The following is a 26,531-nucleotide window of genomic DNA, read 5'->3' as shown; positions in this document are numbered from 1 at the left end:
TTTGTTATCTGGCGAAATATTTACCGAATGTACATGGGGTTTTTCTTGACGGTCTTTATTTGGGCCAGTTCCGTAATGTTGAATAATTTGCTTTGGTTCACCCAATTTACCATCAGCTTTTACAGGCAAAACGGCCAAACTGCCTCCGGTATAATTTCCTGTAAAAATCCATTTGCCTGTCTTATCCAATGCTATATGACAAGGATGTGCTCCGCCGGAGTTAACAATATTTGAATGTTTGAATTGTCCAGTATCCTGATTGAAGTTTAAAACTTGTACACTTCCACCATCGGTTTCGCAGACAGTGTATATATATTTATTGTCTTTCGAAATATCCAAAAACGATGGGTTGTCTATTTTGTCAGAATGACTGATTATAGTTGATGAAAGCGTTTCTTTATCAATAGAAACATAATACACACCTTCAGAAGTCTTTTGGGTATACGTTCCGACCAATATATTATAAGCATTACTTTTTTGAGCCAAAAGCTGACCCGAGCAAAATAAGGTTAAAATTAAAATACCGAATGATTTTTTCATTTATTTCAGTGTCTCGTTTAGTTTACTTTTAATTATGGAAGCCCACACGTCGTAACCTTTTTGGGTTTGGTGGAGTTTGTCGCTGATGAAATACTCATCTATAGGCAAACCATCAGCACCTAAATATTGAGCTTCAGTCTCGATAAATTGTAAGTTCTTTTTGGTTTTGCAATAAGCCTGAATCAATGCATTTGCTTCTCGTGCTTGTGGCCAAACTTTCCAACGAGACTTGTTAGGTGTAATGGCAATAAAATAGATAGGTTGATTTTTGTATTTTTTTCTGACTATTTTTTCTAGCGATTTAAACATACCTAATACTTGTCTTGGTGTTTTGTCCTCCTTTCCACCAGTGATGTCATTGGCAACAAATACTACCAAAGCTCTGAACTCATGTGGATAAATAATGCGTTTGGCATAGACTAATAAATCGGTAAACTTAGCACCTCCATAACCGCGTTGAATGGCTGGGTAGGGTGCCATGTCTTTTTCTATGTTTTTCCAAAGTCTTATGCTCGAGCTTCCTACATACAATATAGCATTTTCAGGGTCTTTTTCGACTTTGTCTTTGGCTTCGAGTTTCTGTATTTCTGGTTCCCAGCTTTTTGCTGCTTCCTGAAATTTTCGGGTAGGGGAGCAGGAAAGGATGATAAAAGAGTAAGCTATAAAAAGAAGGTTCTTCATAATTTGAGGAAGGTTGAATTAAGGATGCAATTTATAAAATATGATAGATTTTCCGTAATTAATTTAAAGTCATTTGGTCATTTTACCAACAATTTCCTCAAAACGCCTCACCCACAGTTGCATAAAAATTGCCAGAAGTGTAGGGAGAAAGTGCGTAATCAATTCTTAAGTTTAGGTGATTTTTGGTGGCTATTCTTAGTCCTAGACCGTAGGTGTATTTTGGGTATTTGAATCTCAATAAATCGTTTTGGTCTCCAAGAAATGCCATGGAACCAAAGCCCACTACTCCGAACATTTTCCAGACTTCTTGCCTGATTTCAGTCTGTAGGATCATGGCGTTTTTATCTCTAAAATAGCCCTCGTAGATGCCCCGCATTTTTTGTTGACCTCCCAAGTAAGCCATTTGGTTGAATGGGACATTACCGATGTTGGAAGTGGCAATGATTTGTTTGGCAAAAACTGTTTTAGGACCGAAACTATTGTAATGAGCTAAGTCAAGGTTAATTTTGGTAAAATTTCTATTTGCTCCAAAAATTTTAGATGAAGGAATAATGTAAAACTCACCAAAAATCCCTTTTCGAGGATAGAAAACAGCATCTCTGGTGTCTTTCAAAACGGATAAACCAAGGCCTATGGTTCTCGATTGATCACTTCCGTTGATTTTTCCAGTTTCTAGCTCTCCACCAGCCACTGTGCCAGTAACCTTATAGTTTTCGAAATTTAGTCTTAGTCCCAAATATGTCGATTTTCTAACCTGCTTAGCAGCTAAAAGCCTTACTCTGAAGTAGTCGGTGTCATATTTTTCGTCTGGAATCCTATTTTCGCCAATACCTGAATACAGGTAATTGAATCTATACCAACCATTTTCAGAAAAGAAGTAATATTTGTCGTTGTTTGTGAAAATTTTGAAAGGGAAGAATACCAAAATCTGTTTATTTTGGGTAAATGTTGTGCCAAAAGTTATTTGCGACGGTTTGGCATTTATAGAATCTTTGGCAAATGAAAAACTTGCGGCACCTGCTATTCCCCCACCCCAACGGGTTTCGGGAAGCCTAAAAACAACGGGTAAAACCAGGATGCTTTTATTTCGGAATATTTTTTGTGTTGAATCTTTTTGTCCAAATGTATGTGACGAAATCAAAATCAGAACGATTATCAAAATCTTACAGTTTTTCATCAATTCTTTTCTTTGGCATTTTACAAATTTGTTACTAAATACGGACTAAAATTGTTTTTAGGATGACACTTACCCAAAAAAAAAGAAAAATATCAACCGAATAGAATTATTTTTGTGCCTAATACTTACAAAACTATAAATGCAAACGCTCAAAATATATAACTCACTGTCCAGACAAAAGGAGGTTTTTGAACCTATCGTACCCAATCACGTGGGAATGTATGTCTGTGGTCCTACTGTTTACAACTTTGTGCACCTTGGAAATGTTCGGACTTTCATGACTTTTGATGTGCTTTATAGGTATTTAATTCATATTGGCTATAAAGTAAGATACGTCAGAAATATCACGGATGTAGGCCATTTAGTAGGAGATGGAGATGAGGGAGAAGATAAGATTGGGAAAATGGCCAAATTGGAGCAGTTAGAACCAATGGAGATTGTGCAACGCTATACCAATGACTTTCACGATGTTTTGAAGTTATTTAACTTTCTTCCACCAAGCATAGAGCCGTCGGCTACTGGTCACATGGTGGAACAGATAGAAGCTGTGAAGGATTTGGTTAGTAAAGGATTGGCTTATGAAGCAAATGGCTCGGTATATTTTGATATCAACAAATATAACGCGTCAGGAAACAATTACGGAAAGCTTTCTGGAAGAATTTTGGAGGATTTGCTGAACGAAACCCGTGAATTGGACGGACAAGCTGAAAAACGTAATCCGCTCGATTTTGCAATTTGGAAAAAGGCTGCACCAGAGCATATTATGCAATGGCCTAGCCCATGGGGCATGGGATTTCCAGGTTGGCATTTGGAATGTACATGTATGAGTGCCAAGTATTTGGGTAAGCAGTTTGATATACATGGCGGTGGTATGGACTTGAAATTTCCACACCACGAGTGCGAAATAGCTCAGGGAACAGGCTTGACAGGGGTGGAGCCAGTTAAATATTGGATGCATTCTAATATGTTGACAGTGAATGGTCAAAAAATGTCTAAATCACTTGGTAATAGTTTTTTGCCATCTGAATTAATAACAGGAAGTCACCCGCTTTTGGAGCAAGCATACAGCCCTATGACGGTTCGTTTCTTCATGTTACAATCGCAATATCGATCCACTTTAGATTTTTCAAACGACGCACTGAAGGCAGCCCAAAAAGGTTACAGAAGACTGATAAATGGCTTGAGAGTTTCTAAAAATCTTGAATTTGTCGAAAACGATGAGGTTGTCGTTGATGAAAAAAAGAGGGCTGAAATAGAGAAATCAATAGAGGGTTTTTATGAAGCTTTGAATGATGACTTAAACACAGCGGTAGCTATTGCTCAACTGTTTACATTGCTCAAATATGTGAATATGATTTATATGAATCAGCTTCAACCTTCAGCAATCGGCCAGGATACTTTTGGAAAACTAAAGTCCAAGTTTGTCGATTTCATAGAAAATATATTGGGATTGGAGGAAGAAAAACCAACCAACGACGAAGCCGTAATTCAGGGAATGCTGGAACTCTACCGCGACCACAAAGCAAAACAAGAATACGATAAAGTTGACCAAATCAGAACCTATTTCAAGGCCAACAGCATGAGCATTAAGGATATGAAGCACAAAATTGATTGGGCTTGGGAAGAGTAGGAATGGGGAAATAATTTTCAGCCATTTAAAACATCGAAATTGGCATTTTAGGTCTTCAATTTCGTCTTTTGGAGTATTTCACTGGAGTTAATTTTGTTTGATTTAAAGATTTTCCGGATAAAAGTGATTGATAAAGATGATTTTTGGTTAAAATTGCTTTTGTAATCTTATAATGATACTTAATATTTGTTCCAAATAATTATAAACATCAGTCTTTTGAAAATATAAAATGAACTTCAATTCAATTATAAACTAACCCTATAACCAATGCAAAACCTCATCGGACTCCTCGGAGTAGTACTTATTCTAGTTGTAGCATTTTTGCTTTCAAATAATCGCAAAGCCATCAATTATCGCACGGTTGGTGTGGGATTGTTTCTTCAGCTTTTGTTGGGATTGTTTATTTTGAAAACCACTGTTGGTAAAGAGCTTTTCTCCACGTTGGGAAGATGGGTTACCCGAATCATCGACTTTTCAAATGACGGTGCCATGTTTGTTTTTGGCCCATTAGCTCAGAACGACTTAGTGGCTAAGGCTTTTGGTGGTGGAGGTTTCATTTTCTTTTTCAAGATCATTCCTACAATCATTTTTGTGGCGGTTTTGGTAAATATATTTTACTATTTCGGCATTATTCAATTTGTGGTAAAGTGGTTGGCCATTGGCATGAAAAAAATCATGAACATCAGTGGAGCGGAGGCTCTTTCTAATATTGCTAGTACGTTTGTGGGTCAAGTAGAAGCACAAATCATGATAAAACCCTACCTCAAAGGCATGACGAATTCTGAATTAACTGCCTCTATGGCTGGAAGTTATGCTTGTATTGCTGGAGGAGTGATGGCTACTTATATTCAGTTTGGTGTGAAGGCCGAATATTTGATTGCTGCAAGTATAATGGCTGCTCCTGGGGCATTGGCGATTGCCAAAATCATGTTTCCAGAGACTGAAGAGTCCGAAACAAAAGGAGAAGTTTCTTTAAAAGTAAAAAAGGAACATACCAATTTCATAGATGCAGTATCAGCGGGCTGTTCAGACGGTCTTAAAGTAGGTTTGAATGTACTGGCTATGTTGATAGGATTTCTTGCCCTCATAGCTTTGATTAACTTTTTATTGGGTAAAATTGGTGGTTTGGTGGCCATGCCAACATTAAGTCTGGACTTGATTTTGGGATATCTTTTCGCTGGATTTGCATGGGCCATGGGTGTTCCATCTGCAGAGATAGTTCAGGCTGGTTCATTAATGGGTACAAAGTTAGCAGCCAACGAATTTGTGGCATATCTCAATCTAAAAGGAATGATGGACGCGGGAGCTTTATCTCCTAAAACCATAGCAATTGTAAGTTTCGCACTTTGTGGTTTTGCCAACTTCGGTTCTCTAGGAATCCAAATTGGTGGTATTTCTGCGTTGGAACCTTCTAGAAGAGAAGATTTAACGAAAGTGGCCGTAAGAGCTTTAATAGCAGGAACTTTGGCTAGTTATATGTCTGCTACCATAGCAGGGTTGTTATTTTAAAAAAAGAATTGATAAACAAAACAAAAGCCTGACAAATTCATATTTATCAGGCTTTTGTACTTTTAATTCTTTTGTCTTTCAAATTTACCAAAGTTCTTTCGCCATACAACTTATGCCTTAACAATAGTGATTTTTAGAAAAGCCAACCTTAAGCTTTTTTCAACTCAAACCAAGTCCAAATCGCAGTGGCTAGATCAATACCGGCAAATAGAATTAATGGAGTGGCGGCTTGGCCTGTGGCTACCAATATAAAAAAACCTAATACAACCGTCAATCGGCTATAAATGGTCATTTTTAAGATTTTATAATCGCCACTTTGAATGATAGCGTAATAGACCATTACCAAAGAAAGCAGAATTATGCCTAGCACCTTTATCCATACTTCGGAAGTGGGTTCAAAACCAAACATACCCAAAAGCATGTTGGGTACAAAAATAAGCTGAAGTGCAGTAATAAGCACGTACACAGCCTGAACACTTAGTGAAAGAGATTTTTTCATGGGTTATTGGGGGTTTATTAAAAATGTGAATTTAATTCATATTGATTAAATAAAATTCAACAAGCTGTAAATACTTGATAATGTTTTATTTAGAGGTAAAATGGTTGGTGTATTTTTAAAACTTGGATGATATATCAGGATGCTGTTTTTTAATTAATTTACTTATTTTTCACCCTTAACTTGTTGTCCTGTAACTTAAAAGTTATGTTTTTGTACAAAAAGTAAATTTAGATTGTCTAGTAAAACTTGTTGGTTGTCTATAAAATATAGTTTTATCCTATTGCAGTACATAAATTTATTTTTTTTTGTGATGGTTTTTTAGGTTTATGTCCAAACAAAAAAATACCGAAAACCTCTCGACTTCCGGTAATTTCAAATGTATTTTATAAAGAATCCTAGTGATGCATTAGTCCTTGTGCAAACCAGTTGGCTATGGCTTGTCTATTATCTGCCAGCAGCAAGCGTTTGCGGTCAAATTCGTTGGTGATATTGCCTAATTCTATAAAAACAATCGGTGGCTTTGATTCTTTAATCATCCAAAGATCACGGGCTTTTACTTCTCCTGTGTAACCACGACCTTTTTGTTTGGCATTGTATTTTTGTTTGATGGTATCATACATGCCCTCAGCCAATTCCTTGCTTTCAGGTTTTCTGTCGTTGTAGTAAAAGAATATATCTACTTTGTGGTTGGTTATGCGAGAGTCCACATGAGTTTCAATTACCCTTTGAGTTTCATATCCTTTGGCTGCATTTTCAGCATACAAATCATTTATTATTTTGGTTCTTTGTCTCAGTCGGGCTGATTGGCTCAAAGGGATTTTTTCTCCACCCCAAACTACTTCATCTATGTCAGTTTCTAAGTACTCTTGGTCTCTGATTCCATCGTTTTCGTCTCTAACTATCATATACACTTTGGCTCCATGCATCAAAAGATTTTTGGCCAAACGAAGGCTTACATCGTAGGCGTATTCGTCTTCAGCTACCATTTTACCATTTACCGTGATATTTGCCCCTGGATCAGGTCCACCATGACCACTTACTATATAATAAACATGATCGTAAAGTTCATTGTCAATAATTGGTGTTGTCGCATGTTCACTTCCGAAAATCTCGAAATTGACCACCTTGGGAGCGTTTTTTGAGTTTGGGTTTTTATCTTTGAAAGAACTCAAACCTGCAAAAGCAATTAATGCTGAAAGAGATAGTAAAAAATGTTTCATATTTGTATTTTAGAAAAGCGTTAAAAACGGGCTATGTTTTTCTCTTTTCAACATCTGTGCCAAAAGTTTATTTTTGAAAATTTTTTTTGAAAAAAATTTATAAGTATTTGTTTTTTAGGAGTTTGCGTTTATTAATAATTTACTGTCAGGTATATTTTTTCTATTATTTAAAGAAAAACAGAATATTTAAGAGGGGAAAATTTGAATTTATTTTTTATAAAAAGAGCGTATTTTTAATCAAAAGTCGACAATTTTAGTTAGTTTACTATAAGTTTGTAGTGTTTCGAAAACCTTTAGAAAATACCCTTAATATGAGAAAGATTGTCCTCTTTTTGTTGATTGTTCCGAATGTTTTTGCTCAAAAAATAAGCTATGATTCTCTGGCGATGCATTTTGGCAAAAAGCATTTTCCAACTTTGATAGAGTATCTTTCTATTCCCTGTGATGCCAATTATAAAGAGGATATAATAAAAAATGTCGTTTGGGTAGAAAATCAGTTTACCCAACGGGGTTTCTCTTCACAAAGGCTTGAAACCAGTACTTTACCTGTTTTGCTCCTAACTAAGAAATCCCAAAATCCAAACGCAAAGACCATAATGTATTATTATCATTCTGACGGTCAGCCTGTGATTCCTTCTGAGTGGTTTCAAGAAAACCCTTTTAAGCCAGTTTTGAAAAAGAAAAATGCCGAGGGTAATTCTTGGGAAATTATACCTATTGAAAATCTTGAAAAGCAGGTTGATCCAGAATGGAGAATTTTTGGTAGAGCATCTTCGGATGATAAAGGTCCAGGTGTTATGCTTTTGGCAGCCATGGATGCCTTAGCGTCAAAAAATATTAATACGCCTTATAATCTTAAAATCCTGGTTGATTTTGAAGAAGAAAAGGGTTCAGTGAATCTTCCAAGTATAATTGATAAACACAAAAACTTACTTAGTTCAGATTTGCTTTTGATTTTTGATGGACCAGGGCATGCCTCTAATTTGCCAACAATTACTTTTGGGGCGAGAGGCATAGCAACAATTACTTTAACCACATATGGTGCTTACACACCACAACACAGTGGGCATTATGGCAATTATTTGCCAAATCCAGCTTTAAGAATGGCACAATTGCTGGCTTCTATGAAGTCGGATGATGGCAAAGTGCTGATTCCAGGCTTTTATGATGGTGTAAACTTAGATGCCAAAACCAAGCAAAAACTCAAAGAAGTTCCTGATAATTTAGCTGAAATGAATGCTAAACTTGGGATAAAAACTCCAGATAAAGTAGGGGAGACCTATCAAGAGGCATTGACTTTTCCTTCATTAAACATTAGAGGACTAAAGTCTGGCGAAGTAGGAACTTTGGCAGCTACTATCATTCCAGATAAGGCCATTGCTGAAATAGATATCCGTATTGTGGCAGCCACTGACCCTGTCAAATTGATAAAGAATGTTAAAGATTTCATACTTTCTAAAGGTTATTATTTAGTAGAAAATGATCCTACACCCGAAGAAAGAGCAAAGCATGATAAAATTATTAGGATAGCTACTCGACCTGGTTATGGTGCTTTTAATACAGAATTAAATGGTACAGTAGGTATTTGGTTGGAAAATGCCATAGCAAAAACTACGAATAAGTCCATTATTAAACTTCCTACCATGGGTGGTTCGGTACCTATATCTCCTTTTGTTACCAAGTTGGGAGTAACTGCTGTGATAATTCCTACCGTAAATGCAGATAATAATCAGCATAGTGCCAACGAAAATCTTCGATTAGGCAATTATTTTGATGGAATAAAAACTATGATGGGTCTACTAAGTAGTGATTTTTGAAAATATCTCCATTCAGTGCCTAAATAATTACCTAATTTTGCAGGCAGAATACAAAATATAGATGAACAGAATTACTGCCTTATTTCAGAACAAACAAAAAGAGGTTTTAAATGTATATTTTACGGCTGGTTTTCCAGAACTCAACGACACAGTGACGGTTTTGACGGCCTTGCAAGCTGGTGGTGTGGATATTGTAGAAATTGGAATGCCATATTCTGACCCAGTTGCAGACGGTGAAACCATTCAAGAGTCCAACCAAAAGGCATTGGAAAATGGAATGTCATTAAAAGTGCTTTTTGAGCAATTAGCAGATATAAGAGAAAAGGGAGTTACGGTTCCGATTGTACTAATGGGTTACCTTAATCCCGTTTATCAGTTTGGGATTGAAGCGTTTTCTAAAAAATGTCAAGAAATTGGCATAGATGGATTAATATTGCCTGATTTGCCTGTAGATGAGTATTTTAGAGAATACAAAAAGATATTTGACCAATATGGATTACTCAATATATTTTTGATAACCCCACAAACCTCAGAGGATAGAATCCGTAAAATTGACGAAATTTCCGATGGGTTTATTTACATGGTTTCATCTGCTAGTGTTACTGGTGCTACATCGGGCATTACGTCTCAAATGGAGGAATATTTCAACAGAGTAAATGCCATGAATCTCCGAAATCCACGACTTATTGGTTTTGGAATAAAGGATAAAGATACTTTTCAAACAGCCTCAAAATATGCCTCAGGGGCTATCATAGGTAGTCAATTCGTAAGAATCATCGGAGCTGCCAAAGATTTAAAAGGAGAGATTATTTCTTATTTAAAAGCTTTGAGGTAATTATCCCAAACTTGAGAAGTATTGCAAAGTAGTATTTTTTTTAAAGCATAAAATTCAAATTTTATTCTTGGGATCTTTTATTTTAGTTGTTCCTAATTCAATCATAAAAGCATAAAAAAAAGACCTCCAATTGGAGGTCTTTTTCTAATAAACCAAAGAAAATTATGAAGTTTGACCTAAGTCATTTTCCAATAATTTTTGGCTAATTATCTATTGAATAACTCATCATAAGATATCGTTACATAATAAGTACTGCCCACCATAGCACTACCAAAAGCTTGGAAATATGGTTTAGAACCCAAATTGTTCGCACCAACTTTCAAGATTGATTTAGCTGCAGACAATTTGAAACTAACCTGTGCGTCCAAGTTATTGATCTTAGGAACGGTAGTGTTTGTAAAGTTCAAGTTTGTAGTAGTTGTTGGTGCTACAAACGATGACTCCCAAAGGAATGAATCTTGGTGACGGAAGTTTACGTTGAAACCAATTTTGTCACCGCTACCCAATCTCTTACCGAAGTTTAAGTTATATCTATACTTAGGCGTGTTGAAACCAGCATATTGTTGCTCAGCAGTCGATGTAAAACCAGTAAGTTCGTTGTATGCAACGTTACCTCCAACATTGAATCCTTTACCCAATGTATAGTTCATGTTGGCTGCCCATCCTTTTACTTTAATAACAGCACTTGTATTTGAAGGGCGAGAATAAGCCAATCTAGTTGAAGCACTACCAACACCTGATTCAATAGGTAATCCAGGACCAGCCGCAGCGATTGGTACCACGATAGAAGTACCACCAATAAAGTTGGTATATTTACTCCAATAGTGATACGCATCTACAAATAGTTTTTTGCCCCAAAGGCCTTTGTAACCAATTTCATAAGACTGAATTCTTTCTGGTTGTAATGCTTTTACTTGGTATTTAGGAACTTTTTGTAATGCAAAAGCAGGTAATACCTGAGCAGTTACTCCTGGAACGTTTGCTGCTAAAGCTTTTGCTAATTCAGCATTAAATGCCGGTTGGAAGTTTGCGGCAAGTGCTTTAGGTAATTCTACTGCTACGGTCTTGTCAAAGTTCGCAGCCAATGCTCCAGGTAAAGTTGCAGCAACTCCTGGGGCCAAATTAGCTGCCAAAGCACCCGGAAGTGCAGCTGCTACTTGGGTTTGCAAATTAGCAGTTAATGCTGCAGGCAATTGGGCTGCAACTCCAGCTTGTATTGCTGCAGCTGCATTTGCAGCGGTAATGGTTCCAGCAGTTACAGCGGCGTTCACTGAGGCAGTTACAGCCGCAGTCACTTGTTGGGTTATAGCCGCAGTAACGCCTTGGGTTACTTGAGCAGTAATGGCTTGAGTAACACCTGCAGTTACTTGGGCGGTGATCCCATCTGTTACTGCTTTGTTTACAGCTGCAGTTATAGCAGCAGTAACACCAGCAGTGATGGCGGGAGTAGCCTGAGCCGTAACTGCAGCCGTAGCATAAGCCTTAGCACTTGCTTGAACTTCTGGCAAAGCTGCATATTTAGCGACATTGGCAGCATCTAAGCTTGTAACAGCTATACCCTTCGCCAAATCATATCTTGTGTCAAACTCTGGTAATCCACCGATTAAGGTACCTGAGGCAGTTTTTAAATCAATGTATTGATTTTGCGTAGTAGGAATTCTAAATCCTGATTGGTAGGATAGACGGAAATTATGCTCTCCAAATGAAAATACACCCGAAACTCTTGGGGTAAATTGACCTTCAAAGTTTTCGTTTTTATCATAACGCATCGATGCAGAAAGTTTGAAGTGATCTGCAAACATACTCTTGGCTGCTTGAATAAAACCGCCGAACTCATTGATACCGATGGTGCCATCTCTTCCTTCTTTTTGATCAGAGAATAGGGTTCCATTTGATCTTAGTTGATATTTTCTAACATTGGCACCTACACTCAAATCCATGAATTTAATCTCATTTTTGAAGTTATAATATCCTTCTAGGTGATACATATTTGATTTATCAGCAAAAGCTCCACCACCGTTAACTATGTTCATTTCATTGTATTTGCCAGCCAATGCCAATAATGCATCACTTCCTTGAGCTGGCATTCCTTGATCCGCAACACCTCTTGCAGCTAAGTGAGCAGCAGATTCTGCTTGCCCAGCTGAACGAGCAGCAACAAATGCACCCACGTACTGTCCAAACCAAGTAGCATGAGGTTTGATTTCATTCAACATAGACACTGCCGAAAGCCCAGAGGCATAAGATTGTCCTGATCTTTCTTGCGTTGTATAGGCTCTCACATTAAAGTTGTCACCTTTTAATTCCCATTTTGCTTGTGTAATGTTGAAGTTTCTCAATGAGTATCTTGCAGCTCCTGTATAAACTGTTGTACCAAAACCATAGTTTACTTGGCCAATCATTTCCACTTTTTCGTTCAATCTGTAATGCAGACCTACGTTTGTTTTGAACGATTTTGTGTTATAGTCTACTAAGTCTCTCTCTATAAAACCAGTTCTACTTACTGGTACGTTTGGCACCAATGCTGTAGCAGCTGATGGAAGTAATTTAGCAGCTACCAATCCGTTTGCAACGGTCAACATATTGGCTTGTACTTCGTCACCATAGATGTTTACACCATCGTAGTCGATATCTACGCCTGCACCACGTGTTCCGTTTTCTGTTCCGCCAAGGTTTAGGTTAGTAAAGTTATTGGCTTCCCAGTCTTTTGCTCCAATATAAGATAGGTTGATTTTATAGGCAAATTTGTTGTTGAATGCCTTAGCATATCTCAATGACAAATCATAGAAAGGAGTAGTTGCTTTAGCTCTACTGCTTTCATTCATTAGGCCAGTTTTTATGGTAGTACTCAAGCCTTGATATAAAAATGGGCTTTTTGAGTTCATCAAAATTAGACCTTGAATAGCATTCGGACCGTAAAGTGCCGATGCTGCTCCTGGAAGAATCTCCACCGATTCCACGTCTAACTCGGGCATACCCACGATGTTATCCACAGGGAAATTAAGACCTGGTGCTTGATTGTCCATTCCATCAATCATTTGAACGGTACGCGGGTTACCTGTAGCTCCAAATCCTCTCATATTGATTGATTTGAAAAGTAAACCTTGCGTAGTCATGTCAATGCCTTTCATATTGGCAATGGCATCATAAAAATTGGGTGCTGTTGATTCTCTGATCGCTCTTAGGTCAAGTTTTTCAACAGTTACGGGTGATTTCATCACACTTTGCTCTACTCTCGAAGCAGACACCACCACCTCTTGACCCATAATATCTTGGTCTTCGAGACTTACATTGATAGCTGCATTTTCAGAGTTTACGGTATATTCTTGGGTTTTGTATCCTACCGAAGAAATCAACAGTTGAATAGGCAAAGGTGTAGAAGTAGTAAACTCAAATTTACCTTTAACATCCGTAATAGTTCCTATTACTTTTCCTTTAATTTGAACACTAACCCCAACCAAAGGTTCTTTGGTTTTCGAGTCAGAAATCATTCCCGAAATCACCGTTTGTCCAAATGTAAACCCTACATTAAAAAGACAAATAGCGATAAAGAGGAATAATTTTTTTAGGTTTGGGTAATTTTTGATCATAGTCAAGTCAATATTATTTGGTTAATGAATGAAAATAAAGGTCAAAAATAAGAATTTTAATTATTTCAATACAATAAAATCAAAAAATAATCATAAAATGATGAGATTAATTTTTATACGGTTTTTGTTCGCATTATTTATCCTAGGTGGTTTAAAAGCCGTTTGTCAAAATAAATTTCTTATAATCAATGACTTTGATGAAAATAAACTTCCTTCAAGGCCGAATTTTGCTGAAAGCAATTCATGGGCTGCTTTGCCTAGCTTAGTGGATATGGCCGACCAAATACCCAAATCTAAGTCTGAATTAAGAGACCAGCAAGCTGAAGCCAAAGTAGATGTTTTCTTTATTTATCCGACCATCTACACACAAAAGCCTGAAAATGAGTTTACTTGGAATGCTTCAATAACTGATAAAAATTTGAATGACAAAATTGATAATTCAGCCATTAAAAACCAAGCTTCGGTTTTTAATGGTAGTTGTCAAGTGTACTCACCAAGGTATAGGCAGGCACATTATTCTGTTTTTCTTACCAAAGACTCCGTTTCGGCTCGAAAGGCCTTGGAAGTTGCTTATGAAGATGTAAAGGAGGCGTTTAATTATTACCTTCAAAATTATAATCACAATCGTCCTATCATTATTGCGGCACATAGCCAAGGTACTTTGCATGCCGTTAGATTATTAAAGGAGTTTTTCGACAATAAACCACTTAAATCACTTTTAGTTTCTTCTTATTTGGTGGGAATGCCCGTAAACGACTCCATGTTTCAGGATTTGAAAATTAGTCTAAACCCATCTGATGTAGGTGGTTATGTAAGTTGGAATACTTTTGCCAATGGATATTTTCCTGAGTATTATAAAAATGGACTAAACAAGGCTCAATCCGTAAATCCAATTACTTGGACTGCAACGAACACTTTTACAAACTACGCAGAACACAAAGGTACTTTGGGATTGAAATTTAAAATTTCACCTCAAATTATCTCTTCAAGAGAGGAACAAGGAATTCTTTGGATAAAAAAACCGAAGGTTGCTGGAAAAGTATTTGTGAAAACAAAAATTTGGCACTTTGCCGACTATAATCTTTTTTGGATGGATATAAGAGAAAACGTAGCTTTGCGAGTGAAAAACTATTTAGAACAACATGACATCAAATAATTTCTTAATAATAATGGCTGGAGGTGTAGGCACAAGGTTTTGGCCTTTTAGCCGTCAAACCTTTCCAAAACAATTTCACGATATTTTGGGTACTGGCAGAACGCTTATTCAGCAGACCGCTGATAGATTTGTAGGAATTTGTCCAAATGAAAATGTTTTTGTGGTAACTAGCCCTGAATATTATTCCATCACAAAAGAACAATTGCCGTTTCTTACCGATGAACAGATTCTCTTGGAGCCAAGTCGAAGAAATACAGCTCCTTGTATTGCTTATGCTTGTTTCAAGATAGCAAAGAAAAATTCAAATGCCAATATTGTGGTGGCTCCAGCAGACCACATCATCTTGAAAGAAGAAGAGTTTAGGAAAAGGATAAACGTTGCCTTGGATTATTCCATTGAAAATGATGTGTTGGTGACACTGGGCATAAAACCTACAAGACCAGATACAGGCTATGGCTATATTCAGTTTGATGATTCAGAAGCCAAGGAAGTTAAAAAGGTAAGAACCTTCACCGAAAAGCCCAATCTCGAATTGGCTGAAATGTTTTTGGCTAGTGGGGATTATGTGTGGAATGGAGGAATATTTATTTGGAGTTTGAAATCTATCAATGCCGCTTTTGATATGTATTTGCCAGAAGTGGCAGATGCTTTTAGAATTGCTCAAAAGCATTTTTACACAACAAAAGAAAAAGAAGCCTTAGATATCGCTTATCCACGATGTCGATCAATTTCGATTGACAACGGCATAATGGAGAAGGCTGAAAATGTTTTTGTGGTGCTTTCTGACATTGGATGGTCAGATCTTGGAACTTGGAAATCGGTGTACGAGAACTCAGCAAAAGACGAAGTTAATAATGTTATCGATGCAAAGGCCATGCTCTTTAATGTAGAGGATTGTATTATAAAAACCCCTAAAGATAAGTTGGTTGTTATCAATGACTTAAAAGGGTATATTGTGGCAGAGTTTGATGGTGTTTTGATGATTTGCAAGAAAGATGACGAACAAAAAGTTAAGGAATTTGTAAACAAAGCGGAGGCTTACGGCAAACAGTTTGTTTGATGAGTTAGAATAGATAAGATTTATGAAAATAGGAAAGTTTGCTTGATTAGTCTAGCAAACTTTTTTTATAAAATAAAATTCCTGCATCGAATATCGACGCAGGAATCTGATAGAACCCTATAAACCATTATGAATATATTCTTTGTTATTTTACCAAAAAGCTTCCTGTTCCGATTTTGAAACCTTCAGAATACAACTCTATAGCATATTTACCTGATTTGAAAGCTGCTTCTTTTTTGTAAAACATATCTACTTTTTGATCGTCGTTGGTGTAAGGTACGCTCTGCTTTGTGCTGTAACCGATTTCCTGATTGGCAAAATTCAATACACCGCCTCTAGCCATGTCATTTAATACTGCTCCATTTGGATCTAACACCCTCATGTACACCTCTTTATTGTTTCTTTCAGTAAGCGGGTTTGAAGGAAGAATATAAGAAACTTTCAATTGGTCGATTCTTTTATTTTTCAATTCACCCTCTTTTTCTTTTCCTTTTGAAGTTAAGCCAACCACTTGTACACTTACAGCCTTTAGTGCTGAACCCACATTTACTTTTCTACGCAAATCTTCGTTTTGAGAACTTACTTCGCTTACTTTAGTATTCAATGAATCTTTTGAATAACTCAATGATTTGTTTTGCGTAATAACTTGCTCTTTTTCAGTCTGTAGTGTAAGATTTTGTGAGTTTAGTAGCCCGTTTTCTTCTTTCAATTTTAGTATATCTTCGTCTTTTTGAAGTAGAAATGCTTCATACTCAGCTATTTTGCCTTCATACTTTTTGGTTGAGAAATTTGAGTCAGCCTTAAGTCTTTTCTTATCTTGTTCCAACTGTGCCTTTATTTTTTCTAACTCTTCTACACTACCACCTAATGCAGTTACTTCGGCAATTTTTGCATCCAATGATTGTGATATTGAATCCAATTTCACTTTTGTGGTAGAAAGTTCATCAACTTTGCCGGTTAGAAGTTTTTGTAAATCTGCGTTTTCGTTTTGAGAACCGTAGTATAAATATCCCAAAAGTCCTAAAGCTCCTAAAAGAACAACTAAACCTATTTTGAGTGTATTTGAGTTACTTGGTGAATGATTTTCCATTTCCATATTTAAATATATTAATTTCGATTATGCAACAAACTAAACACACTGACCTTAAACCTGTGTTAAATGGAAATTAAATTTACCTTAAAATTTGCCGCTTAGTTGAAAAAATTAGGAAGTGTAACCTGAAACAGGTTTCCGTTGGTTTGTGGAAGAACTACAATTTTGCCGTGATGCAGCTCTACGATTTGTTTTACAATGGCCAGGCCTACTCCATGCCCAGTTTTTCCTTTTGCGGTAGAGTCAGATCTATAAAATGGTTGGAATATTTGGGTTATTTCGTTTTTGGGAATTGGAATGCCTTCGTTCCTTATCTCAATTTTTACCTGATTTTTTATGGCTGAAATATTCAAAAAGCCAGTTTGGTTGCTTGAAAATTTGCAAGCGTTATCTATCAAATTTTTAAAAACTACCTTCATGGCCTCTGCATTTCCATTTACAATTAGATATTTTTCATCCTCAGGGAAGTTTTCCAAGTCAATCTCAATGTTTTTACCAGGGTTCCATTTTTTAAATTCCGACACTGCGTCAAAAACCACTTCATCGAGTCTGATTTCGGTCAATGGGAGAGCATTTTCATCTGAAAATATATTGGCCAATTGTAAAAGAGAATGTGTAAGGTGATTAAGTTTCAGGGTATCATCTCTGAGTGAAACTATCTGTTCATGAAATTCAGTGAAATTTTTATATTTCATTTCCAGCAATTCTATCTGCGTAAAAATCTTGGTTAATGGATTTTTAAGTTCATGGGAGATATTGGCCACAAACATTTTTTGGGTAAAAACTGCATTTTCTGCTCTTTGTAAAAGCTTATTGATGGTTTCGGCCATTTGGCCAATCTCATCACCAAAGTTGGTGTGAATAATCCTTTTGGATATATTTTTCGGGAAAATCTGATCTAATTGTTGAATAATATCAGAAATAGGAGCTAATGCCTTATTGGCTAAATACCAACCCAAAAAACCTATAAATAGCAAGGCAACCAGTGACATGATGATCAGTATGTTTTTTAAGTCAGCTAAGGCTTCTTCGCCAATTTTATCAACGGCACTTACCATTACCCAATATTCTCCGGAATTGTCTTTTATTTTCAGGTAGGCCATTTTGTAAGCTCCCAAGCTGGAGTTTCCGACTGAGCTGTTTATGTCGATTCTCAACATCAAAAGTCTGTGAAATTCTTCCTTTTTGAAGTTGTTAGAAAACACAAATAGATTTCTTTTGATGTCTATAATAGAGATAACCTCTTCATTAAGATACTCTCTTTCAGTATTTTCTACAATTTTCTGAATCTCAATGTTATTGGCCTGAAAATCAAAAAACAAGGAAGATGTAGTAAGTGCTCTATCCTGTAGTTTTTTGTAAAAGCGTTTTTCAAGATAAAGTTTACTGAAAAAATAAATACTGACCGAAAAAAACATAAAAAGAAAACCCACGAGCATAAGAACCTGCAGCGTGAGTTGACCTCGAATGTTGAGTTTGAAATTTATTTTATCGATTAATGACCTCACCTTTTCATTGTATCATTTAGATTAAAAATACGTCATTCTTTTATGACATAGCCCATGCCTATTTGCGTATGTATCAGTTTTTTGTCAAAGTCTTTGTCAACTTTTTTTCTTAAAAAATTAACATAAACCTCAATAACATTGGTGCCTGTATCGAAGGTAATTTCCCAAATTTTTTCTGCAAGTTCAACTTTAGAAATCACCCTACCTGGGTGCCGCATCAGCAGCTCCAATAGATTAAACTCTTTGGCGGTCAATAATATTTCTTTTCCTGCACGTTTAACTTGCTTGGTATCTTGATTAAGTTCTAAGTCAGCCACACGAAGAATGTTTGAAGGAGCCGCAATGGCTTTATTTCTTCTTGTCAAGGCTCGAATTCTGGCCATAAGTTCGCTAAACTCGAAAGGCTTCCCAAGGTAATCATCTGCACCGGCATCGAGGCCCGTAATAATATCAGTGGTGGTACTGAGAGCTGTCAATAACAATATAGGTGTTTCAAAACCACTTTCACGTAGTTTTCGGCAAAGATTAAGTCCGTTTATTTCAGGAAGTATAATGTCAGTGATTAATAAATCATAAGGATTTCTTTGTGCTAGCGTAAGTCCCATTAAGCCGTCATAGGCTATATCTACTTCAATATTATGTTGTTCAAGACCTTGCTTAATGAGTTGCAAAGTTTTGGCTTCGTCTTCAACCAATAAAATTTTCATCCTTACTATTTTTTGCTATTTCATCAAAAAACGATAATAAATCTAATTTTTTGTAAAATTTATCTTTTTAAATAAAGTCAAACGAACAATATCTCTTTGAAAATATGTATCGAATTGAGCACGTTGTTGATACCATCTCAAATAGCCCAGTTCAGCGGAGAATTTATTGGTAAAGCTATGCTCGTAGGCAATGTATATTCTGTTTTGGTCAAAGAAATTTACATTCTTGCCTGAATTCACCATCAACTCATTAGATATTTTTAGATTTGCGTTTTGTTTTTTCCACAGAAAAAACTGGTATTGCAGGCGAAGTCGGTAACGTATATTAAAATTGTAACCTTCCAATAGTTGCGAACCATCATTTTTTCTTATAAATCTTTCATCCACCCTCACTCTAGTAGAAAAAACTATCTTTTTATTGATTTTTTGCACCGCATTCAATTCCTGAAAAGGGCGAATTTCAGGTACCGTAAGTTTAACTGTAGCATCGGGAAATTGTGGATTTTGCCACGAAAATGTTTGCCCAATGGCTATATCTACGCTCGGATTTATCCGAAAATGCAGGTGATTGTGTTGAATAGTGTGGTGTTGAGTATTGCCCTCATAAAACCTACGGTTGTCTATTTCGTTTATCAAAAACAGTTTTTTGTTCAGATTCGACTGAACCATAGCCCGCATCCAAAACAAATTTTGGTGGGTGACATTGGTTTGTGAAAAAACAGCGAATGGAATAAATAAAATGATTACTAAAACTGACCTAATTTTCTTGCTAAAATCCACTAAATAATGCGTTTTTGATAATTTACGCATCAAAAATAACACAAAACGACGAGGAATAGGTAGGTTCTATTTTAAAATCAGGAAGACCCATAAGTTTAAATTTCATCCAAAAGCTTCAAAGCTTGTTCTTTTTGAGGATTCTCAGTGATAGACAAGCCTTTTATAATTTCAACTGCTTGCTCTTTTTTGTCTGTTTTAAGATACGCCAAGGCTAGATACCATTTTCTATAATCTTCAAATTGGGCATTTGAATTAGTAAATTTCTTGTTCTCAAATAATGCAATGGTTTTTTTAGGTCTATTGACTTCGAGATAAGAAACGCCCTCATAAAATACTGCGTAGTCCTCGGATATTTGTGTTTTGAGTTCACCAAAAAGTTGGGTAGCCATTTCATAATCGCCTGAATCATAAGCCATAAAAGCCTTCGTTTTTAGATTTTCTTGACTTTCTCCACGCACATTGGGAGCAATAACATTTGGGTAAGTTTGGTAATAACTTAGGTAAAGTTCTGATGGATTGGGTTTGCTCAGGAATTGTAGGAAAACTACCCAACCACCCAATATTACTACAACCGCAGCAGCGGCGAACATCCACCAATTGTTTTGTTTTTTTTGTTTTTCGAAACCAACCAACAAGTTTTTAATTTCAGATCTTTCCTTTGATCTAAGAGCCGATTGGACGGATTTTTGAAATTCAAATTCAGCATGGAAATGAGAATCAGTTTTGAGTTTTTTTTCAAAATCTTCCAACTCCGTGTCAGTTAGTTTTTTCTCGAAATATTTAATAATTAGTTCTTCCATTTTAGTTTTTCGATAACATTTCTTTGAGATGTTTCAGACATCTGGCTTTTTGACTTTTTAGCACGTCTTTTGACTGATAAGGCAGCAGTTCCATTATTTCATCGAGTTTTTTTTCTTCGTAATAAAACAGTCTCAGAATTTTGTAGCATTGGTCTCCAAGCTTTTTCAAACTGTTTTCTAGAAGACTTATTTGATGATCGTTTTCGTCAATTTCTGGCCATTCTAAGCCATCAGGAAGCGTTTCTATTTCTACAAAATCCGTTTTACTTTTCCTCAGTTTGGCAAAAATCATGTATTTGCCTATAGAAAAAAGGTAAGTTTTTAGTTCGGCATTCAGTCCGTCTAGTTTGCCTTTTTCCGCATTTTCAATTAATGCTACAAATGCATCCTGATATACATCCAAAATGTCTTCTTGAGCTAAATTATATTTCGAAGCAAACAACAAAAAACCACTACGATACGAAGTATAAATCCGCTCCAGTGTTTTTCCATCCCGCCTTTTTAAATTCTCAATCTCTGTCACTGTTCTGAGCTTAGTGTTTTTTTTCTTGAAAAGTAAACATACGAAATTTTTTATTTTAAGGCAGTTTACTTTTTGGCTTTTTCTGCACAAATTTAAAAAAAAGCGTTCATGAAATACCAATTTAAAAATGTAAGAGGACTAAAGAGAGCCAAGGTAAAACCCGAGGATGTCATAAAAGTAGAAGCGGACGAAAACTACAGCGTGTTTTATTTTTCCAACGGAAGGAGCATTACTTTGGCCAAAACCCTTAAAGAATGCGAAGGTATTTTTGAGCCATATCCATTTTATCGCACCCACAGGTCTTGTATCATCAACTTGCTTTATTTTCTGGAAATTCAACACAAAGAAGTCTTGCTTGTCAATAATATGAAAGCCAGTATTTCGAGAAGAAGACTTACTGGGCTGAAAAACAGTCTTTTGTATTTAAAACAAATGTGCTGAATAATTTTTCACAAAACCCGAGTTTACTTTTTTTAGAAACTGACACTAATACCAAAATTAAATATAAATGAAATTTTACATAATGCTGATTATGTTTTGGACCGTCCAGAGTCTTTCGGCCCAAATTATAAAACCCAAAGAAGTAGCAAAAAGAAAAGCTACGGATCGCACCAATAATGCCATCGACAGAAGCATTGACAAGGGTTTGGACAAAGTTGAAGAAGGCATAGGGAATATTTTCAAGAAAAAAAGCCCCCCAACCGAAACGTCGGACCGCACCAAAGGAGGAGACGCAGCTTCAACAAAACAGAAAGAAATTGGCTCGGAGGAAAATGAGGATGATGCTAAGGGCTCAGCATCTATCGAAAAGAAAGAGACAAGAAAGGAGCAAGCCGCTCCTATTCAAAAAGCAAGTATGAAGACATATTCAAAGTTTGATTTCGTTCCTGGCGAAAAGGTTTTGGGTTTCGATGATTTTAATGAAACAAGTGTGGGAGACTTTCCTTTGGAATGGAATACGAACGCTTCTGCGGAGATTGTCACCTTCAACGATAGCCCCGAAAAATGGTTATTTATGAGTCAAGATGGCTTTTTTCAACCGGATTTTGTGAAAGATATGCCAGAAAACTTCACGCTAGAGTATGATATTTTCACCCGATACCGCAGCAATAACTTGCTGAGCTACAATTTCTACATTTATTCTAGCCCAAATCCTAAGGCAGACTTTACGGAGAAATATATAAGCAATGGATTCTATTTCAATTGGGGTGGAGGTATAGAATCAGCAGGCTTTGAAGTATATGAAAATGGCGAAGTGGTGAATAAGAATGAGAATTTGGTCATCAAAAGTCTGGCATGCCAAGGCGATGGTTTTGAAGAACCCAGCAAAGTTCATTTTTCTATTTGGAGGCAAAAAAGCAGGTTGCGTATCTATGCCAACGAAGTCAAAGTGCTAGATATCCCGAAAGCATTTGACCCAAAACTAAAATATAATGCATTTAAGTTAGGCTCGAGCTATATGAATTACACCGAGCAAGAAAACAAAGACGAATATATGGTAGCCAATGTACGCTACGCTGTAGGTGCACCCGATACCCGCTCCAAGCTCATCACCGAAGGCAAACTGGTGACCAGAGGAATTCTTTTCGATGTCAATTCTGATAAAATTAAGCCAGAATCTTATGGCGTGCTGAAGGAAATAGGAAAGGTATTGAAAGAAAATCCTACTGTGAAAGTAAAGATTATTGGTCATACTGACTCTGATGGCGACGACACCAAAAATCTCGATTTATCTAAACGCCGTGCGGCTTCAGTAAAGAACTCGCTTTCATCAGAGTTTGGGATAGAAGCGTCTAGATTAGAAACCGATGGTAAAGGAGAAAGTCAGCCATCTGAGCCAAATACCTCGCCGCAGGGTAAGGCCAATAATCGTAGAGTTGAATTTGTGAAATTGTAAATATTAATTTAATTATGAAAAATATCTTAAAAACAATTATTTTGACCTTACTAATCACTAATATTTACGGACAAAGCATTAGTGTAGAGCCTGATAACTTACGTTTTAATTCTACAATTGGTATTCAAGTATACCCAGGTCAACCAAATTTAACAATAGAAAGTAATAGTAGTTTCCTGCCAGCTATATTTTTTCGTCATAATTCTACCAATTATGGGTTCATTACAACTAACATTGCCCGTGACTTCTTAATCGTAACCAATCAAGGTTTTGGTTTTCAAACCAATATCAATAATAATTATGTTGAGGCTCTTAGAATTAGTCCAACTGGAAATGTTGGAGTTGGAACGACTACTCCAAATACCAAATTTGAGGTTAACGGCTTCACAAAACTAGGCTCTGATGCCCCTGCCATAAAAGTAAAAAAACTAATAACCACAACATCGAGTACTCAAGGTGGAACAGTATTTTTAGCACATGGATTGAATGCTTCTAAGATACTGAATATACAAATTATCTTAGAATATTCAACTACATCTTACATACCACCTTCATATAATTTTAATCCCGGCTATGAGTTCGATTGGTTTAGCGACTCAACGTTTATTAACATTGCTAACAAGCCAAACAATAGCAATTTAATCCTTTCCAAACCTGTAAAAATTTTAATCACTTACGAAGAATAAAAATCATGAAAACAATCAAAAAACTCACTATTCTATTTTTAGTCACATTATTTATCACTTCATGTGGTAAAATCGACATCACTCCGGACGATAAAGACGACACAGGAAGTTCTTCGAGCAGCAAAATCTCTGGCACTATGAAAGGAACGTTGGATGGTAAAACTTGGCAGGCAAAAACAATCAGTTTTGGAGGACCTTTTGCCCTCATCGATGTCAGCGGCAAAGTGGATGATTCCAATTCCATTTCTTTCCAATTCATTGAAAACAAGCTAGAACTTAACAAAACTTATCAGTTTGATACTAAAAATGGAGAAGCTAACCTCAACGGGAATCTCCTGGTGAAATTCAACAGCAATACGCTCTTTGCGAAAAACGGAACTTTCAAAATCACCAAATACAAAAAAGGACAAGTCATTGAAGGTGAGTTAAATGCCGATTTGTCGAATTACATTGATATCGACATCAAACTTGAGGCATGTAAGTTCTCGATGGAATACAAGTAACAAAATTCAAAATTTATAACCATGAAAAAACTACTTTTTTGTTTAGCATTTTTTACCACCGTTTCTTGTGGACCAGCCAAATTATTAGACCCAGTTTCTAACAATTGTGAAAACGTAACCGAAGATTACCTTAAGGCCATAGAGGCTTGGTCAACAGATATTGAGAGCAAAAGTAAGTGTGAGGCTGTGAAAAAATCACTTAATAATGTACTCAAATCATGCTCGGTTTACACTGCCGCTCAACGAAAGGCTTATGAAGAGCAATTGAAAGAATTTACTTGCGAAAATTGAAGATTGAAATGAATAAAAAGCAAATTCTGTTTGTTCTTTTGCCCTTTTTTGGAATGGCCCAAAACACGGAGATTTTACCGAATGAGACGGTTACAAATAAACTTGTCACTGATTCTATCCGAGTAAAATCACCGGATAGTATTGGAATTTCGAGATTCCGCAGTACTGGTGCACGTATCAATAATCTCAGAACAGGTGCTCATAGCAGTCAAACTGTTTTCTCTCAAACCATCACAGCTTCAGGTAATGTTTCTGGTCAAAGCGGTGGTTTTGTGAATCTTTCTGTAAGTGGAAATACCACCCTCAACACATTAATGGCAGGTTCGGTTGGGGCTCAATCTGTAATTATACCAAATCAAAATTTTGCCAATCCACTTTTTGTCGATGCAGATGGTGTACTTACTAAATCGTCGCCAAGGCAGTACTTATCTTTGCCAGCAGCTGCATTTTTTCCTGAGCAAATATCGCCATTTCAAATTCAGGTTGGTGCGTTTGAAATGGGTCAAATCAGAAAATTTTCAGCAGATGGACAGGTTGAGGCTCAATCAAAATTTAATCAAGACTTATATCGCCTTATGGCACCGCTTGTATATCCTCTTGCTCCTAGTTTCTCAGCCTTATCTGTCAAAGATGGCAAAATATGTGTTTTGGATAATGAAAACGCAAGAGATTTGGCTGCAATGATATACGAAGTAAATGATTCTCAAAGCCAAATGAGCCTTACAGTCAATCCCAAAATGGTTATCAGAAGCGATGGTGCAACAAATACTTACAGGTGTTTTAGTCTGGCTGATAAAGGAGCCGGTGAGCCGTTTGCCGTGTATGCTACGTCTAATAGTTATTATGTGGCTGTTTTTCCGGTTTCGTCGTCCGTAACTTCAGATATCATTTTAAAAGAGCCACTTAACCATATCATTACGTGGCAAATAGACAATCCAAGTTTAAAGTTAGTACATTACATTTCTCATTACGACTATCACAATTGAAGTTCTGTCACAAAATAAAATTCTAAAATTTAACTTGGCTTTCTTGGCCCAATACGTTATATTTTGGAATAATAAATTATCACTCAAAAATGAAAAAATATTTGTTGCTAATCGTGCTTTCGGCCTTTTCTTTTGCAGGATGGAGTCAAGAAAAAGAGACCGAAAAAAAGAAGGAAGAAGATCCACTTAAAAAAGCTGAGGCGGCTTTTGACAAAGCCTTTGATGGCCTTTTTAAAACCAAGAAAAAGGAAGAAACTACCACAAAAACCGAAAATTCTAAAGAAAAACCGGTTGCTAAGGAGCCAAAAGAGGAAAAGTCTAGTGGTGGATTTGGTGGATTTTCATTCGGAGGAAAACCAAAAACCTCTTACAGTTTTGTGTCTTCAATGACCATGAAAATGACCATGACTGAACCCAAGAAAAAAACACAAAACGTCATGCAAAACAAATACTTTTTTGGTGCTGATGATAAGGCCGTAGGGATAAAGTTTATAGGAGCATCAAACCCAGATATGCAAAAAGCCTCTGGCAATATGGACATGATTGTGATGGACTTGGAGCAAAACAAGATGTTTACTTTTACGAACAACAACGGTACCAAAAACCTGATGGCCATTGGTTTCAAACCTGATAAGCTAGAACAATATGCCACTGAAAAAGATGAGCAAATAAAAATCACCAAAACCTCGGAAACCAAAACTATAGCGGGTTACAAATGTGACGGTTATAAAGTTGAGGACCAAGAATCTAAGGACGAGGTATTGATGTGGATAAGCCAGAGTCGTGTTGGTGAGTTTGCGAAATTGGGACAAAAAATGGGTTATGGCTCGGGAGGAATGGGCGGTAAAAGTGCTCTGAAAAACTACATGGCCTATTATGCACATCCCGAACTAGCCAGAATGGCCAAAGAAGGTCGTGCGGTGTTGGGCTATAGTGTAAAAGCCGAAAATGGAAATACCGTGGATATGGAGATAGAGGAAGTGAAACTTTCGGATAAATCTACCTTCGATACCTCATCTTACAAATCTTTGTTTTAAATTTAA

Annotated in this window: 25 protein-coding genes; 13 read left to right on the top strand and 12 right to left on the bottom strand. The window is 36.5% G+C overall.

What is annotated here, in order from left to right; genetic code table 11:
* From EGI24_RS21005 to EGI24_RS20995, 3 genes are all read right to left on the bottom strand, one after another.
* On the bottom strand, positions 1-540 hold a 540-nt coding region (locus EGI24_RS21005; RefSeq protein ID WP_255050596.1), incomplete at its 3' end, for a beta-propeller fold lactonase family protein.
* Positions 541-1,221 carry a hypothetical protein gene (locus tag EGI24_RS21000; RefSeq protein WP_255050021.1) on the bottom strand — a complete coding sequence of 227 codons (681 nt, stop codon included), beginning with the start codon at positions 1,219-1,221 and terminating at the stop codon, positions 541-543.
* A gap of 97 nt (positions 1,222-1,318) precedes the next feature.
* Positions 1,319-2,398, bottom strand: coding sequence for a BamA/TamA family outer membrane protein (locus tag EGI24_RS20995; protein WP_255050595.1), 1,080 nt, complete (start codon positions 2,396-2,398; stop codon positions 1,319-1,321).
* Between the two features lie 139 nt (positions 2,399-2,537).
* On the opposite strand from EGI24_RS20995, the gene cysS reads away from it, so the two are divergent.
* Together cysS and EGI24_RS20985 are read left to right on the top strand one after the other, a co-directional pair.
* Positions 2,538-4,028 carry a cysteine--tRNA ligase gene (gene cysS / locus EGI24_RS20990; protein WP_255050594.1) on the top strand — a complete coding sequence of 497 codons (1,491 nt, stop codon included), beginning with the start codon at positions 2,538-2,540 and terminating at the stop codon, positions 4,026-4,028.
* Positions 4,029-4,295: 267 nt separating this feature from the next.
* Complete coding sequence (locus tag EGI24_RS20985) at positions 4,296-5,537, top strand: NupC/NupG family nucleoside CNT transporter (protein WP_255050593.1); 1,242 nt, start codon at positions 4,296-4,298, stop codon at positions 5,535-5,537.
* Positions 5,538-5,685: 148 nt separating this feature from the next.
* On the opposite strand, the gene EGI24_RS20980 is transcribed toward EGI24_RS20985, so the two are convergent.
* Positions 5,686-6,036, bottom strand: coding sequence for a hypothetical protein (locus EGI24_RS20980; RefSeq protein ID WP_255050592.1), 351 nt, complete (start codon positions 6,034-6,036; stop codon positions 5,686-5,688).
* A gap of 395 nt (positions 6,037-6,431) precedes the next feature.
* On the bottom strand, positions 6,432-7,256 hold the full coding sequence (locus tag EGI24_RS20975; protein ID WP_255050591.1) for an N-acetylmuramoyl-L-alanine amidase: 825 nt from the start codon (positions 7,254-7,256) through the stop codon (positions 6,432-6,434).
* Positions 7,257-7,567: 311 nt separating this feature from the next.
* Here EGI24_RS20975 and EGI24_RS20970 point away from each other — a divergent pair, with 311 nt between their 5' ends.
* Together EGI24_RS20970 and trpA are read left to right on the top strand one after the other, a co-directional pair.
* Positions 7,568-9,073: a M20/M25/M40 family metallo-hydrolase gene (locus EGI24_RS20970; RefSeq protein WP_255050590.1), complete on the top strand. Its 1,506-nt coding sequence runs from the start codon at positions 7,568-7,570 to the stop codon at positions 9,071-9,073.
* 61 nt (positions 9,074-9,134) lie between these two features.
* Entirely contained in the window at positions 9,135-9,908 is a 774-nt protein-coding gene (trpA, locus tag EGI24_RS20965; protein ID WP_255050589.1) for a tryptophan synthase subunit alpha, read from the top strand.
* Between the two features lie 206 nt (positions 9,909-10,114).
* Here trpA and EGI24_RS20960 read toward each other — a convergent pair whose 3' ends face one another.
* Positions 10,115-13,498, bottom strand: coding sequence for a carboxypeptidase-like regulatory domain-containing protein (locus tag EGI24_RS20960; protein ID WP_255050587.1), 3,384 nt, complete (start codon positions 13,496-13,498; stop codon positions 10,115-10,117).
* A 97-nt stretch (positions 13,499-13,595) separates the two neighbouring features.
* Between EGI24_RS20960 and EGI24_RS20955 the strand changes: the two genes are divergently transcribed.
* Positions 13,596-14,654, top strand: coding sequence for a DUF3089 domain-containing protein (locus EGI24_RS20955; RefSeq protein ID WP_255050586.1), 1,059 nt, complete (start codon positions 13,596-13,598; stop codon positions 14,652-14,654).
* Positions 14,641-15,714 (top strand): mannose-1-phosphate guanylyltransferase, encoded by a 1,074-nt coding sequence (locus EGI24_RS20950; RefSeq protein WP_255050585.1) that lies wholly within the window; start codon positions 14,641-14,643, stop codon positions 15,712-15,714. Before EGI24_RS20955 ends, EGI24_RS20950 begins: the two co-directional genes overlap by 14 nt.
* 145 nt (positions 15,715-15,859) lie before the next feature.
* On the opposite strand, the gene EGI24_RS20945 is transcribed toward EGI24_RS20950, so the two are convergent.
* From EGI24_RS20945 to EGI24_RS20920, 6 genes are all read right to left on the bottom strand, one after another.
* Positions 15,860-16,804, bottom strand: a complete 945-nt coding sequence (locus EGI24_RS20945) for a hypothetical protein (RefSeq protein ID WP_255050584.1) — start codon at positions 16,802-16,804, stop codon at positions 15,860-15,862.
* Positions 16,805-16,905: 101 nt separating this feature from the next.
* Positions 16,906-18,315, bottom strand: a complete 1,410-nt coding sequence (locus EGI24_RS21935) for a cell wall metabolism sensor histidine kinase WalK (protein WP_255050583.1) — start codon at positions 18,313-18,315, stop codon at positions 16,906-16,908.
* A 32-nt stretch (positions 18,316-18,347) separates the two neighbouring features.
* Positions 18,348-19,022 carry a response regulator transcription factor gene (locus EGI24_RS20935; RefSeq protein WP_255050582.1) on the bottom strand — a complete coding sequence of 225 codons (675 nt, stop codon included), beginning with the start codon at positions 19,020-19,022 and terminating at the stop codon, positions 18,348-18,350.
* Between the two features lie 42 nt (positions 19,023-19,064).
* Positions 19,065-19,700: a DUF2490 domain-containing protein gene (locus EGI24_RS20930; protein ID WP_255050603.1), complete on the bottom strand. Its 636-nt coding sequence runs from the start codon at positions 19,698-19,700 to the stop codon at positions 19,065-19,067.
* A gap of 197 nt (positions 19,701-19,897) precedes the next feature.
* Positions 19,898-20,602 carry a hypothetical protein gene (locus EGI24_RS20925; protein ID WP_255050581.1) on the bottom strand — a complete coding sequence of 235 codons (705 nt, stop codon included), beginning with the start codon at positions 20,600-20,602 and terminating at the stop codon, positions 19,898-19,900.
* A gap of 1 nt (position 20,603) precedes the next feature.
* Positions 20,604-21,125: an RNA polymerase sigma factor gene (locus tag EGI24_RS20920; protein ID WP_255050580.1), complete on the bottom strand. Its 522-nt coding sequence runs from the start codon at positions 21,123-21,125 to the stop codon at positions 20,604-20,606.
* Positions 21,126-21,233: 108 nt separating this feature from the next.
* Here EGI24_RS20920 and EGI24_RS20915 point away from each other — a divergent pair, with 108 nt between their 5' ends.
* The 7 genes from EGI24_RS20915 to EGI24_RS20885 all read left to right on the top strand — a co-directional run bounded on the left by EGI24_RS20915 (position 21,234) and on the right by EGI24_RS20885 (position 26,525).
* The gene (locus EGI24_RS20915; protein ID WP_255050579.1) at positions 21,234-21,566 is read left to right on the top strand and encodes a LytTR family DNA-binding domain-containing protein; all 333 of its coding nucleotides are present in this window, start codon (positions 21,234-21,236) and stop codon (positions 21,564-21,566) included.
* A 67-nt stretch (positions 21,567-21,633) separates the two neighbouring features.
* Positions 21,634-23,022, top strand: coding sequence for an OmpA family protein (locus EGI24_RS20910; protein ID WP_255050578.1), 1,389 nt, complete (start codon positions 21,634-21,636; stop codon positions 23,020-23,022).
* A gap of 14 nt (positions 23,023-23,036) precedes the next feature.
* Entirely contained in the window at positions 23,037-23,708 is a 672-nt protein-coding gene (locus EGI24_RS20905) for a hypothetical protein (RefSeq protein WP_255050577.1), read from the top strand.
* A gap of 5 nt (positions 23,709-23,713) precedes the next feature.
* A complete protein-coding gene (locus EGI24_RS20900) occupies positions 23,714-24,211 on the top strand; it encodes a hypothetical protein (protein ID WP_255050576.1) in 498 nt (165 codons plus the stop codon).
* A gap of 21 nt (positions 24,212-24,232) precedes the next feature.
* The gene (locus EGI24_RS20895; protein WP_255050575.1) at positions 24,233-24,502 is read left to right on the top strand and encodes a hypothetical protein; all 270 of its coding nucleotides are present in this window, start codon (positions 24,233-24,235) and stop codon (positions 24,500-24,502) included.
* Positions 24,503-24,510: 8 nt separating this feature from the next.
* Complete coding sequence (locus EGI24_RS20890) at positions 24,511-25,488, top strand: hypothetical protein (RefSeq protein ID WP_255050574.1); 978 nt, start codon at positions 24,511-24,513, stop codon at positions 25,486-25,488.
* 89 nt (positions 25,489-25,577) lie between these two features.
* Entirely contained in the window at positions 25,578-26,525 is a 948-nt protein-coding gene (locus EGI24_RS20885; protein WP_255050573.1) for a DUF4412 domain-containing protein, read from the top strand.
* The last annotated feature ends 6 nt before the right edge of the window (positions 26,526-26,531 follow it).

Source organism: Lacihabitans sp. CS3-21, assembly GCF_024343675.1.
Taxonomy (GTDB): Bacteria; Bacteroidota; Bacteroidia; order Cytophagales; family Spirosomataceae; genus Leadbetterella.
Note: the sequence above shows the minus strand (reverse complement) of the source record. Positions and strands in the feature narration are given on the sequence as shown.